Annotated in this window: 11 protein-coding genes; 3 read left to right on the forward strand and 8 right to left on the reverse strand. The window is 62.5% G+C overall.

Translation table 11 applies throughout. The features are described from left to right. Window positions 1-27: 27 nt before the first annotated feature. From CH262_RS26440 to CH262_RS26465, 6 genes are all read right to left on the reverse strand, one after another. Window positions 28-2,202 carry a hypothetical protein gene (locus tag CH262_RS26440; protein ID WP_052049377.1) on the reverse strand — a complete coding sequence of 725 codons (2,175 nt, stop codon included), beginning with the start codon at window positions 2,200-2,202 and terminating at the stop codon, window positions 28-30. Next, window positions 2,196-4,721, reverse strand: a complete 2,526-nt coding sequence (locus CH262_RS26445; RefSeq protein ID WP_015586146.1) for an ATP-binding protein — start codon at window positions 4,719-4,721, stop codon at window positions 2,196-2,198. Before CH262_RS26445 ends, CH262_RS26440 begins: the two co-directional genes overlap by 7 nt. After that, window positions 4,721-5,452, reverse strand: coding sequence for a hypothetical protein (locus CH262_RS26450; protein WP_015586145.1), 732 nt, complete (start codon window positions 5,450-5,452; stop codon window positions 4,721-4,723). The genes CH262_RS26445 and CH262_RS26450 overlap by 1 nt, the downstream gene beginning before the upstream one ends. Window positions 5,453-5,513: 61 nt before the next feature. After that, the gene (locus CH262_RS26455; protein WP_015586144.1) at window positions 5,514-5,846 is read right to left on the reverse strand and encodes a hypothetical protein; all 333 of its coding nucleotides are present in this window, start codon (window positions 5,844-5,846) and stop codon (window positions 5,514-5,516) included. A 33-nt stretch (window positions 5,847-5,879) separates the two neighbouring features. Next, complete coding sequence (locus tag CH262_RS26460; protein WP_015586143.1) at window positions 5,880-6,989, reverse strand: conjugal transfer protein; 1,110 nt, start codon at window positions 6,987-6,989, stop codon at window positions 5,880-5,882. Further along, window positions 6,986-7,267, reverse strand: coding sequence for a hypothetical protein (locus tag CH262_RS26465; RefSeq protein WP_015586142.1), 282 nt, complete (start codon window positions 7,265-7,267; stop codon window positions 6,986-6,988). Before CH262_RS26465 ends, CH262_RS26460 begins: the two co-directional genes overlap by 4 nt. A 334-nt stretch (window positions 7,268-7,601) precedes the next feature. Between CH262_RS26465 and CH262_RS26470 the strand changes: the two genes are divergently transcribed. The 3 genes from CH262_RS26470 to CH262_RS26480 are packed head-to-tail and all read left to right on the forward strand — an operon-like array spanning window position 7,602 to window position 10,524. Next, on the forward strand, window positions 7,602-8,447 hold the full coding sequence (locus tag CH262_RS26470) for a hypothetical protein (protein ID WP_015586141.1): 846 nt from the start codon (window positions 7,602-7,604) through the stop codon (window positions 8,445-8,447). Window positions 8,448-8,493: 46 nt separating this feature from the next. Further along, window positions 8,494-9,924: a cutinase family protein gene (locus CH262_RS26475; RefSeq protein ID WP_015586140.1), complete on the forward strand. Its 1,431-nt coding sequence runs from the start codon at window positions 8,494-8,496 to the stop codon at window positions 9,922-9,924. A gap of 39 nt (window positions 9,925-9,963) precedes the next feature. Then, window positions 9,964-10,524 (forward strand): hypothetical protein, encoded by a 561-nt coding sequence (locus tag CH262_RS26480; RefSeq protein ID WP_015586139.1) that lies wholly within the window; start codon window positions 9,964-9,966, stop codon window positions 10,522-10,524. Window positions 10,525-10,572: 48 nt separating this feature from the next. On the opposite strand, the gene CH262_RS26485 is transcribed toward CH262_RS26480, so the two are convergent. Together CH262_RS26485 and CH262_RS26490 are read right to left on the reverse strand one after the other, a co-directional pair. Next, window positions 10,573-11,775: a phthiocerol/phthiodiolone dimycocerosyl transferase family protein gene (locus CH262_RS26485; RefSeq protein WP_032365006.1), complete on the reverse strand. Its 1,203-nt coding sequence runs from the start codon at window positions 11,773-11,775 to the stop codon at window positions 10,573-10,575. Between the two features lie 129 nt (window positions 11,776-11,904). Beyond that, window positions 11,905-13,209 (reverse strand): NtaA/DmoA family FMN-dependent monooxygenase, encoded by a 1,305-nt coding sequence (locus CH262_RS26490; RefSeq protein WP_015586137.1) that lies wholly within the window; start codon window positions 13,207-13,209, stop codon window positions 11,905-11,907. Window positions 13,210-13,228: the final 19 nt, after the last annotated feature.

Consider the following 13,228-nt stretch of genomic DNA (forward strand, 5'->3'; position numbering starts at 1 on the left):
CCGCTGTCTCAGGCGGGGCCACCAAGGTCATCGCCGTGCGCCTGACGCAGCTCGATGGAGGATTTCCGTCGGATTCGTGGTGGCACCTGGTTGGACGGTCGGTCGGGCACGACGCGGAGCACTCGACGGCCGCGTGGACCGGTCGGGAAGCAGAAGCGGCGAGCCCTCATCGGTGGAGTACTCACGGAATCGTCCGCCTCCAGGGCCGGTCACCGTGGCGCGGCTGGCCCGAACTTCTCGGTTTCCTGGAGTCGACAGTGCGGGAGCGGTGGCCACCGGCCGCTTGATACCGGGTGCGTTCGTTGTCTTGTCGCCGTGAGAGCGGACCGCCGATCGGTCTCCGACGGGGCTGGAGACCGGAGTGTGGGAGTGACCGGAGCCGACGACCGACTGCGTCGGGGGAAGGTCGATGTTGATCGGTTTGCGAAGGCTGGGGTGGGTTTCGGAAGCATTGGTGGTGTCGGTGGCCGCCTGGGTAGCTTTGGCGTCGCTCCGTCGACCGACGACCTTCTTGACGCCCGCGGTTGCAATCTTCCCGGCCGAGTAGACCACGGCAGCAGTTCCAAGTGTGGCTGCGCTGCTGGCGGCTGCCGTCCCGTCGACGAGAGCTTTACTCGCCTTGGCGGTTCGGGCCGTTGCATGGCTGGCTGTCTTGGCCAGTCCCTTTCCACCTTGATAGGCCTGGCGGGCCACTTGTCCGGCGTAGGCAGCTTGGGCGAGGGGGCTGGTCGGTGTCTTGGTCGATATCGCGGTGGGCGCGGCTCCTGGTCTGCTTCCGAGCTTGCGTGCGAGGGCGTCGGAAGCTTTGCGTAGTCCTTTCACTGCGCGGCGGTAGAGAATGATGCCCGCGATCAGAACGATGTCGGTCAGGATGAATTTCATCATCAGCGGAGAGTCGCCGTCTCCTCTGAACAACTGTCCGATCACGATCATGTATCCGACGAGGAACACCACCGCGAAGATAACGATGACCATCGACATCAGCACCGCGGCGAGGGTTTTCCACAATGCTCCGCGGCCGGATCCGGGCAGAATTCCAACGACGGTCACCACAATTCCCTTGACGGCCGATGCGAGGGCGGTGAGTACCGCGAGGATGAGGGTGAACGCCAGAATTGTGGCGAATCCGAGCAGGATGACACCGGCCAGTAGCATCGCGACCCCGGACCCGACCTGTCCCGGTCCGGGGTGATCGGCGAAGTCCTTCATCTGTTTTGCGCCTTCGCCGCCGCAGCCTTTGATGTTGTCTTTGAGGGTGTCTCGTGTGTTGCCGTCTGCTTTTTCGTGGCCGGCGTCCCAGGCTTGAGTGCAACGTTCTCCGTCGGGCGAGCCGTCGATGACTCGGCCGAAGTTCAGCAGTTGGGTGGGTTGCCTGATGAACGTGTCGGCCATCTGTTCCGAGATCTGGTCGATGAGTTCGTCGGAACTCGACGTCGTGTCTCCCTTGTTGGCCAGGCCTGCCGCAAGCTGCACGCCGGCGTCGCGCGCCTGCATGATCAGGCCGTCTTGTCCTGCGACCCGTTCGACTGGATTGGACAGGATCCCCACTGCCGCAGCGGCGATCGCTGCTGCCATCAGGAGTTCGTACACTCCCGTCGTCCACCGTCCGCGAATGACCCACCACGCTCCGATGCCTGCAGCAGCGGTGAGAAGAAGGCCCGTGAGCTGGAACTGATCGGTGACCGTTTGCATGGCATCGCCGATCGAACGGAACGGCGCAGTCAACAATTCGAGCCACTCGAACCGCAAGGCGTAGGTGACGAACCAAATCGCGAAGCCGGTCACCCCGCGGTACACCTCGTACTCGAGCATGATGAAGGTGGAGAACACGGTGTACATCGGGTGCCCGACCGAGCCTTCGTCGATGGACATGAAGTAGTCCCAGACCAGAATTCCGTGAGAGTCACGGACTTCCATCCAGCTGAATGTGCTGTTGGTGGGCAGGGTTTCACCCGGGTCGGCATGAGCCGGTGACGCCAGGGCGATCGCCAGCAGACCGATCATGTGCCAGACAGCGACACCTGTGACGATCGCGCGGCGGATTCGAGATGCCACTACCCACTTGAAGACAGGGCCGAGGAAGCGAGCGAGAACACTGCACCACGACCGCGGGATCCACGACCACAGCACGAGCTCGAGAACCATCTTGACGCCGCCGCCAATCGAACCTGGCCGGCGCACAACTCGTTTCGACATCACCATGTCGCCAACTCCGCAGCGCGCTCGGTAGTCGATTCTTTCGGAGTCGTACTCGCCGCTTGGTATCTCGCTTCCGATGCCGGAAGTAAGACCTTGATGCGGCCGACGTTGCCGGCGGGATCGCGCATGTAGCCCTCTCCGCGGCGATGCGGTGCGACGTATCCGTCTTTGCCTTCGACGGGCGATGTGTTCTCCATCAGCTCTTTGAGCAGTCCGAGATCGTCTTCCCCGACGCCGAGCCACTTCAACGATTTTTGCGCTAGTCGTCGATCCGTCTGCCGGAACACGAGCCGGGTGGGGATGAGCCCTCGCAGCGTCTCGGAGCCGAAGTCTGCTTCGGGGTCGTGCGATCCGAGCATCACCGCGGCGTCGTGTTTGCGGCCGTCTCGAATGAAGTCGATGATGATCTCGACACCTTCGCTCGAGCGCGTCAGGTGATGGCATTCGTCGAGCAGGAAGACCGCGAGGGTGTTGGGGTCCGCGAAGCAAATGCCGCGGGCGATCTGCGCGATGAGGGTGTACATCATTCGCCCTACCCGCTTCTGGAGCGACATCTGCTTGAACAGATGCTCGTTCTCCACTTCTCGCTCCGAGGGCAATTCCAGTGTGTGAGTGCGGAAGACGATGGCTCCTGCGCGTGGATTGAACGGCTCTAGGTCCGGCCGAAACAGCGCTGCTGCATAGGATTTGGTCGCGTAGACCTTCAACTTTCCGGCAAGCTCGGCAGCTCCGTCGAGGGTGCAGTCCTTCTCGAGGTGCGAAACCAGGCCTGGGGTAGTGAAATTGCCGAAGCGAGCGCGGTATTCCGGCTCGAGCACTTGAGACAGCAGTACCCCCAAACGGTCGTCGGGCTGAAGTTGCAACAGCGGCAACAGAATAGACACCGCAACTTCCCCTCCTCGTGCGGGCGAGAACAGCCGAAGAGGGTCCATCGTGACGTCCGGTGCTGCGGTATCGACGACCACCGCGTCGGTGATCGCTTCGGCCCACAGTGCGTATTCGCCCAGAGGGGTCCGGTCGACCACGATGACTTGGCCGCCGCGGTCGACGACCTGGTTACCGGTTGTTTTCAAGTAGCCGGACTTGCCTGATCCCAAGTTGCCACACACTCCCACCGAACCCGAAACGTCACGTGACGCTTTCTTGGCGATGTCGTGGTGCACGACGCCAGTGCGGGCCGAGGAAATGTTGAGTGCGATCAGCGGGCCGTCTCCGTCGCCGAGATCGTTGCGGGTGACCGGTACGTACGCGGCGAAATGTTCGGATGTGGTGATCTGCGCGAACTCGTTGCAGATCGCCGGCGTCGGCACGCCGGGTGTCATTGCCCAGAACAGCTCCTCCTGGAATCCGATCGGTGACTGCAACCTGTAGGTCGAACCCTCGAACTCCTTCGCCAGCTCGCGCTGATATGCGATGGCCGTCTCTTCGTCCGCGGCGGCGACACAGAAGACGGTGGTGGATTGCACTTCCATCTCCATTGCGTCCGCCTCCAGAAGCGCGTTGTATTCCGCGAGGGCGACGGCAGCGTCGTCGAGGACGCTGCCGGTGCTCAATTCGTCTTCTCGCTGGGTGTATTGATCGTTCATCTGCACCAAGGCGCGGCGGTTCTTCTTCAGAACCTCCGATGCAGCGGAGTTCTTGAACCGAATTGCCCAGTCGACATCGACGCCGCCCAGGTTGTCCGCGAGGGTCAGGTACTCCGAGCCTGGAAACAGCGTGCCGCCCGAAGGAGTGGCGGCGAGCACCAGGAAGCACTGATAGCTGGCCGGCGGTGGCGTTACCTCCCACGGCTGGTCGACTTTGAGCACACGCGACAAGGTCGGCGCCTTGGCCCGCCAGCCCGATTCGGGGCGATCGCTTTGAGCCCCTTCGTCGAGCCGCGCGGCAGTGAAGGATCCTCGAGCAGTGCCTGCCGGATGATCTAGAGCGGTGGGCATGTCGGTATCGAGGCCGAGGCCGCGCTGCAGAGCATGTTGGTGCAGCCACACCATCTGGGAGGGGGTTGCGGGGGTCGCATCGTAGAAGGCAGGGATGGCCGCGGCGATCTGCGCGGCCTGAGCTGCGCGGCGTTCTCTCTCCTCGACGGGAATCGACGAGGGCGGCATCCCCAGCAGATCGGCCACCGAGGACCATGCGGCGGACGTTGCGGCCTTGACGGTGTCACCGAAGCCGTGGTTGGCCAGGGGGATGGACAGCCAGTAGATTCGCTGGCCGGGTCGGATCTCCTCCAGGCGGTCGATCGTGGCGTCGCATTCGTCTGCCCACGCGGGATGGAGATCGAGATCGACACCCCGTTCCATGCGCTCGACGATGGTCATTGGGTCCAGACTGACCGCGACACTGAGCAGGAGAGATTCGCCAGGAAGAGCGCGCAGCAACATCTTGTGCATCGCCCGCGCGGTCTGTCGGTCTTCGATCGGCCGGTACCCGTACGGGATTCCGGTCAGGACGTAGTCCGCCCAGACGACTCCGGAGCGGGTCCAGCGCAAGTTCGAGGTGACGAGCCGGTTCGGTTGTTGCATTACGCCTTCTCTCGGGTCGGGGTGGGGGCCGCTGCAGCCATGGCAAGCAGCTGCTGAACGCTGCTCGCCGGTGCCAGGTTGGCGACGCCGAACGCTTCGGCCAGGGCTGGACTCTGCGAGCGCTGGCGTTCGCCGTCCGATCGCGGCCGGGCTGGCGCTGGTGCGATCTTTCGCTCCGGCCGCGGTTGGGTCAGAGGTCTGAATGCTGGTGCGGCCGGCGCTGCGTTGTCGTCGAGCTCCACCGGTGCCGCGGCGTTCTCTACTCGATCGCTGGATGCTCTGATGACTGCTGGTTCACTGATAGCAGCGTCGTGGCTTGGCGGGGTGTCGAGGATGATCACCGACCCCAGTACCGCGTGAGGGCGTTTGATCCGGATCGGCTCGCCATTGATCCTCGACGGTGACATCGCCCCGGTAGCCGCGCGCCCGACACCCCGGACTACTGAGATCGGATTCCGTGCTCCCTGCGGCAGCCTCCCCAACGCCCACAGGGTGCCGCCGGTGACACCGAGGAAGATGACACCGTTGGTGATGACACTGCCCTGCGCCCACAGCGACTGGGTCAGCCACAGCAGTCCGCCTGCAATACCCGCGCCGACGAACTGGGTCAGGGTGTAGGGGCCACCGGGGATCTTTCGGCCGTCTGGCGCTTTGCCGATCAGCTGCGGAAAATTGCGCGCTTTGGTGAACATCTTGACCACGCTCCGCGAGGAGGCCTGCTGTTCGGTCATGGTCGGTCACACTCCTGCGGGGGTCGTTGAATCGAGGTGTTCGTGAGTTGGCCGAGCAGTGTCAGATGAACGCCGCGATCGGATCGGGCACCACGACGACCTCGCTGCTTTGTGGCGAGGCGGAGCCGGGAAGCTCGTCGCCGACACTGTCTTTGACGGCGGTGATGTTCCACATCACCCAGATCAGTGCCCCGCCGACCACGATCGCCACCAGTGTTTTGGCAATGGCGAAGTGACTTTTGAAAGCAATCGCGGCGATGAACCCGGCGACGCCGACGCCCACGAGAGTGCGGATGAGGCCCTGCACCTCCGCACCTTTGTTGTTGGCCCATTCGATGATTCCTTCGGCGACGACGGTCGACGACGGATCGGCCAGGATCGAGGTAATGGTCATTGTTCGTACCTTTCGGATAGGGGGAGCAGAGCGTCAGTTCGGTTGAACGGGCGCTGCGGGAACGGAGGAGGTAGTGCTGGCACCAGTCGAGGTCGGCACCGCAATGGTTGGGGTTGCTGCGCTGAGTCCGGTCGAGTTCGCGAGCAACGGCATCGGGTCGAGCGCGGATACTTCCCACCGGCCACCCCGGGCGATCGCTGTCAGCGGGTATTGCACGGTCGAGGTCTGCGCTCGGTCCGTGGCTGTGACGGTCGCGGTGGCGAGCACCCGTACCGTCGCACCATCTGCCGGGGATCCGGACGCACCCGCCGAGAAGTCGGTGTCCGAGACGAGGTCGGTGATCTGGACACTGGTGTACGGCGCGGGGGTGACGGCACGGATCGGTGTGCCGGGTGAGGTGTAGCGAGAAATTTCTCCGGCACCGGCAACCATTGCCGAGAGGAACTGGCTGATCGACTGGGTGAGCGAGTGATCGAGGCCGACTCGGAATCGGTAGCCGAGTGTGAGGTCACCGCCGGTTGCCGGGGCCGCCACAGCAGCAGGGACTGCTGCAGCCCGCGCGTCGTCTCCCACGAACACGACAGGGACCGAGAAGTATCGACGTTCCGGCTTCGTCGCCGGGTCTGCCCCGATCGGAACCACCGAGACCGACACAACGATCGCGTAGTTCTGGCCGGCCGCCTGTAGCGGTCCTCCTTGCGATGTCGATCCTGTGGGACCCTGATTTCGCGCCGGCGGGTCGATTGCTTTCACGCTCGCGATTCGAGGTTCGGACGCGGTATAGCTCGCCTGAGCCGGAAGCGACATGCCGTCGGTGCGGACGAAGCGCGCGAGGGCTTTCTCGTCTCCTCGCTTGGATTGCAACCACGTCAACACGAAGTCCTGCGCGAGGTCGGTCGCTGCTGCTTCGCGGGCTGTGTCGATGACCGTCTGAGGGTTTGCCTTGCTCTGGATCGGCGTCGTGGACCCGACGCCGGCCAAGACGAGAACCAGTGCCACCACTCCGGAGCCGATCGCCGCGAACAGACCCCACTTCATCGCCTTGGTCGCGACCGCTTGCTTGCCGGCCCACTGATGAAGCTCGGTGGCCGGCGCAGCTTCTGTCGGCTTGTTCGAGCCCTTCTTACGGAGATGGATCTTCATGAGATCTCCTCGTGCCGAGACGGCTCGACCGTGGCGGGTACGAAGCCCTCGTCGACCAATCGCAGAGCGCCTCGACCCCGGGTCGCCATCATCCGTTCGAGCGCTGCCCGCGCCTGCTCGGCCGGCTCACCGAGCACGACCTCGCGGACGCGGCTGGCGATCTCTGCGCTGAGCGGATTGTCGCCGAGTTGCGCCGCGAGGCCGCGGATCTCTTCGGACACCGAGTGCACGCGAGCGGTGTCCGAGAGCAATGCGGCCGACGGATCGTGGTCGTCCATCCGGGGTCCTCCTGTCGGTAGCCCGCCGTGTACGGGCTTCTGAGAACAGGTAGATCCCTTCGCGGGCGGGTCTGTGACAGAGGCGACCGGAAATTTCTCGAACTTTTTTTCACCGCCCCGCTGCGATTCGTCGGGCTGTTATCACCGTCGCCGTGTAACCGCAGGTCACAGCGGTCTATGTCGAACGCGGGGCGCTGCCGTTTTCTGGTTCCGCCGGACCCGGCGGGTATAACAGCTCCGCCTTTTCGAGTAAGAATCCGCAGCTCAGCGGATATAAGGCGCTGTTTGTGTCAGAGGCGATCGAACTTCAGTTGCCTCTATCAGGAGCGCCCCAGTGACCTCGCCGCAGCCTTCCTCGCATTCCTCCACCCCACTCGGATACAGCACATCGCTGTTTACGACGATCAACGCCGAGTGGACCAATCTCTGTGTCGACGCTCTCGCAGGCCGCGAAGTCCGCACGTGGGCCGATCGACACCCCGCATGGTCGTCCGCTCGCTCCGTGGCCGACATCGCTGAGCTTGCCGCTCAGGACAGTGACGCCACCCTGTCCCTTCTGCTCACCGAGCACAGTGCAGGCAGCGCCCTCGCCGGCACAGTTTTGGTCCGGTTGATGCTCCCCAAGCTGGTCCGAATCCATCGCTACGCGCGGCTGGACGGAACCGATCACAGCCGCGAAGAACGTGCCTCGCGTACCATCGCCGCGTTCTACGAGGTGATCGCTTCGCACCGTCCCGGCGGCACTGGGATTGCCGGGGCACTCTCGCTTCGGACGCTGGGTCTGATCACCAAGACCTGCGAATCTGCGGTGGAAACGCCGGCCGAACCCGACCAGCTCCACCGGGTTGCCGACGGATCCGATGACCGCACGACCAGCAATCCGGGGGAGGTATCGGCACGGGAATTGCATTCGGTTCTTGCATGGGCAGTGCAGTCCAAGACCATCACTGCCGACGAGCACTCACTTCTGATCCGTGCATATCTCGTCACCGAAGGTGCCGATCTCGCATCGCTCGCCGTCGAGGAGAACTGCTCACCGGCAGCCCTTCGACAGCGCTTGAGCCGCGCTGTCGCGCGAGTCCGCGACGGAGTAGCAGCACGCACCGGCAACACTCCCTCGCCGGGAAAGCGGACGTTCTTCTACACCCGATCACACCATGAGTCCGCCTTGGCGAGCTGAAGTCCACCTGCACCAACCCCGCTCTCACCTACAAAGGACGCACATCATGACCGCATCTCGTACACGCAAGAGGATCGTTGTCAGCGCAGTCGGGCTCGCCGTCGCTGCCAGCATCGTCGTCATTCCCTCCGCCATTGCCGATCCGCAAGCCGGTGCTCCGGCATGCCCGGACAACATCTTGGTGGCCATACCCGGCACCACGGAAACCAACGAGCAGGCCGATCCGAATGTGCCGGTCGGAATGCTCCGCAACGTCGTGGACCCACTCGACTCCGAGTTCTCATCCCAGGAACTGCAGACATACACAGTTCCCTACGTCGCGACGATCGTGAACGACAAGGCCCAGACCTACGGAACCAGTAAGAAGGAAGCGATCGATCGCGCATCGCAACACATCTCCGAGAAGGCAGCCGAATGCCCGAGCACCAAGTTCGGGCTGACCGGCTTCTCCCAAGGGGCCGACGCCGCGGGAGATCTAGCCAGCAAGATCGGAAACGGCGAGGGCCCGGTGAGCGCCGATCGCATCTTTGCCGTGGGCCTGATGGCCGACCCCGGCCAGAGCCCGACCGCCGGCGTTCAACTCGGAACCAAGACCACCGGCAACGGCTTCGTCGGTGCGCGACCCAAGGGATTCGGAGCTCTCAACAACGTCACCGCCAGCGTGTGCGATCCCGACGACACGTACTGCAACACCCCCGACGACGCCATCGCCACACAGTTCATCGGGCAACTCGGATCGAAGATCGACGCCACCGATCCCGCGTCTTCGGTCGCCGGAGTCGTCACCACGCTTCTCGGTCTCGACGGCCAACCCCTGACCGACACGCTCGGCAAACTGAACACCGCAGTGACCACAGGCAACATGCTCACCGTGCCGCAGCTCGCACTCGACCTCGCCGGCAACGTCTCAACACTGAGCGCAAAGGTCGCAGAAATGACCATCCCCGGGGCAGACATCGCCCCGATGGCCACCACCGTCTCGCAGCTCACCGATGCAATCCACCGCGGTGACATGTTCGCCGTTCCGGCACTGCTGGCGACCCTCACACCCCAAGTCATCAGCTTCGCGAGCCAATTCAGTTCGATGATCGGGACCGTGGTGTCCAAGCTGCCTATCAACGAGTACATCGCGATCGGCACCACCGCAGCGCGGATCTCCACCAACGCCGCGGCCCAGAACTATGTGGCTCTACCGGCCGATCTCGGCAAACTCGTGGGCCAGGTCAACAACGCGGTCCGCAAGACCCTCCGCGCACTCCCCCTCGACGAGTTCCCCCTTTTGAACCGGCTGGCCGATAATCTCACCCCAGGCCGCGTGCTCGACGAGGTGCTCAACTACGCCACCTCGCTCGCCACCGATTCGCACAACTCCTACGCGAACGAACCGATGGCCGACAACGGTCGAACCGGAGCGGACGAGCTCACCAACCTCTTCCGCACCCGCATCACCAACCCCACGGCACAGATTGCTTCGTAGCCGACCCACCTCCCTACTCGAACACAAGGAACCGTCACGATGCTGACAGAGCTGGACGACCCCGACACCGACATCGCTGTCCGCATCGACGTGCACGACGCTGGGGGTACCAAAACGTGGCACCCCCAGCGCGACGGTCATCTCCTCCTGAACGCCGATCCCGCGGCGTCGACGCACCTCGCACACACCCTCGCCGACACCCTCAGCGGCCACTCTCCGCACGTATGGATGATCACTGGCCCGTCCAGAACCCCCACGTTCTCGACCACCGCGGACACCGACCCGGACCCTGTCGACATCATGGATTCCGTTTGGCGATTCACAACCCAACGCAAAACTCTGATCGACAACGGTCAAGCCACAACCCACGACTTCACCCCCGCATACCTCGTCATCGACTCCCTCGAAGGCGTCGTAGACACCCTCCGCCTCACCTGCAACCGCAGTCTCCAACTCCTGTCCGTCCTCGCTCACCGCGGACACCGCGCCAACGTCTACCTCGCCACGATCACCGATCTCAACGCCCCACGCATCTCCGAAGCGTTGCGGAATTTCGCTGAGCCTCGTCTGCGAGACCGGGACTGTCTGAATAACGGTTGATCCGCTGACCTTGCGTGGCGCGGCCTCACGGAACCGGTGCCTGGTCAATCACGCCACGGAACGAAGGTGGGATTCGAGCGTTCTGATCCGTTCCCGGCCTCGGCCGATGTCGTAGCGGGAAGCTCCGTGCGGCAAAGCAAACTCGATGTTCAGTCGACCGCCATACCCATGGACGATGTAAACAGGAAAGGAAAACCCAGCTGGCGCGGGCCGGCAGTCCTCGAGTTTGAGTCCTGCGGGCGATCGCAATGGTGGAACCGTGCCTCCATTGGTGCAACGAACCTCGTTGGGTTCAGGCAACAGCACTGCCATCTTCGCGGCTGTCAGGGCTTCACTTTGGAGGTGGCCGGCGGCGAGATCGATGTGCAATTCCTCATTTAAACTGCGAGCCAGATCCACGATTTCTACGGACTCGGCCGTAGCCCGATAGACGGGGAAGCCGACAATATTTGTTCCCGCGGTGGAATCCACTGCAGGTGTGACGTGAGGCCTGAGGTCCACAATAAAATGGTAGGCGATGTCGGCGAGCCGAACACTTCTCAGATCTGACTCGGTCCGCATGATAGCGGCAGATACTAGGCCGTTTACCGTAACTCCATGGTGACGTCCGAAGTCGATGAGCCCGGTCGTGACTCGCCTGCTCAAACGACAACGCAGTTGGGTCATCGCACGATGTGGCTCGGTATAGCCAGCCGTCGGCGGCCTGTTTAATGCCGACTCTAATGGTTCGTCATTGCCGACATCGGGTGTGTCGATTCCTCTCTCGGAGAACAGCTTTTCCAGCGACTCGGGATAGCCATGAACAACCGCGTCAGGGGTCTTTCCTTCCACAATGTCGGTGTAGAAAGACCACAGATCGCTGAGCAAATCTACAGAATGGCGACCGTCGGCTATGCAGTGGTGGGTTAGTAAAGTCACACTCGCGCAGGCGGAATCGCCGACGACGTGTAGCCCGGAAAGGGCGCGGCCCGCACTGAGGTTCACCCCGCTCAGCGGCTGACCGGGATCCCCTGTGTGCACGCTGAGGCCGGGCAGCGGACCGGATGGTTTGACGATCATATGGTCTCCATCGATCGTCTCCACGTGCGCAGCCAACACAGGATACGAGCGTCGCAATGTCGCAAATGCCGCCGAGAGCCCCGATATGTTCAAATCGCCGCGAGCCCGCACCGAATACCCGATGAAAACTCCCAAGTCGACGTAGAGCGCCTCACTGGGAGCGAGCCCCCGAATAGAGTAATCCACAGTCACCACAAATTCCTGTCACTTAAATTGCTGTTCGATAGGGGACGTGCAGCTCGATGATCACGAGCCCGGCACCACCAGGAGCGTTTCTGATCATGGGATGGCCTCGGGAGATGGCGCGAACGAGCACCAAAACTAGAACTCACGAAGGTTGTCACGTAGATACACCGACGAATATCCCACCCGCGTTCGCCCAATTCGTTGTAAAGCTGGCACGAGGCCGTCGGTAATCTCAGCGATGAATCGGCGGGTGAGCGAGTTCGACCCGGTATAAATCAAGAATCCGTCACCGCCTACCTCGTCGACGATCTCCCCCATGCGCTCCGCTACGTGATCAGGCGTCCCCACCAGTTCGATAGACGGAGCGAGGTAATCAATGGTCAGCTCGCGCAGAGTTTTACCGCTACCGTGCTGCAGGAAGCTCTCCAGTGATGACTGCTCGCCATTGGTTGTCAAGTCTTGCGGAGGTACTTCGTCGAGCGGAAACTGAGAGAAGTCGATGTCGGTGACGAAAGACAGTTGCAAAAGAATGTTTTCGATGGCCCGGTCGCTGGTCATTCTCCGTTTATTCGCGGCCTGAGCCTCATCCATAGTGGCACCGAGTACTGGCATCGCGATGAAGAGAACCTTGATGTCGTCAGGGTCTCGACCGTGTGCCTGCGCCCGGTTACGGACATCGTCACGAAACTCCCGCATCGTCTCCACGGTGTTGACGTTGGCAACAATCGAGTCGGCGTACTTCGCGGCGAAGTCGCGGCCCTTGGGGGATCCGCCAGCTTGGACGAAAACTGGTTGCCCATTGGGTGGGTGCACCGTGTTGAGCGGACCCGCCGAACGGAAATGCTCCCCAGTGTGGTTCACTGCCCGAACAGTGCCGGGCGCAACATAAGTCCCTGACTCGCGGTCACGGACGATGTTGTCTCGATCCCAGGAATTCCATAGATCTCGGACAAGGTCGACGTACTCATGTGCTACCTCGTAGCGCTTGTCGTGCGGCAGCAGACGATCCATGCCGAAGTTGCGCGCGGCCTGATCTTGACCGGTGGTGACGATGTTCCATCCAAAGCGCCCACCAGCGATGTGGTCGACCGTAGAGACAGTGCGTGCCAGCATGTATGGGGGATAGAAGGCCGTCGACATCGTAGCGATTACGCCTATGCGGTCGGTCGCGGCCGCGATCACCGACGCCAACGGCACTGGGTCGTGTTTCGGCACCCACAGGGCGTGTTTCAGGTACGCATCGAAGGATCGCCCGTATGCATCGGGTACCGACACCGTGTCCTCGAACATCATGTAGTCGAATCCTGCGCGCTCTAGCGACTTCGCCATCTCGACATAGAATCGGCCATCCCATGGCTCTTCAGGCGGCGAGAAGTCGCCGGTGAAATCGTTAGCAAAGAAACCGACAAACCAGCCTAGGTGAAATTTTCGTACAGACATCGACGTGCCTCCAAATTTC

The organism is Rhodococcus sp. 05-2255-1e (genome assembly GCF_002259025.1).
Classification (GTDB): Bacteria; Actinomycetota; Actinomycetes; order Mycobacteriales; family Mycobacteriaceae; genus Rhodococcoides; species Rhodococcoides fascians.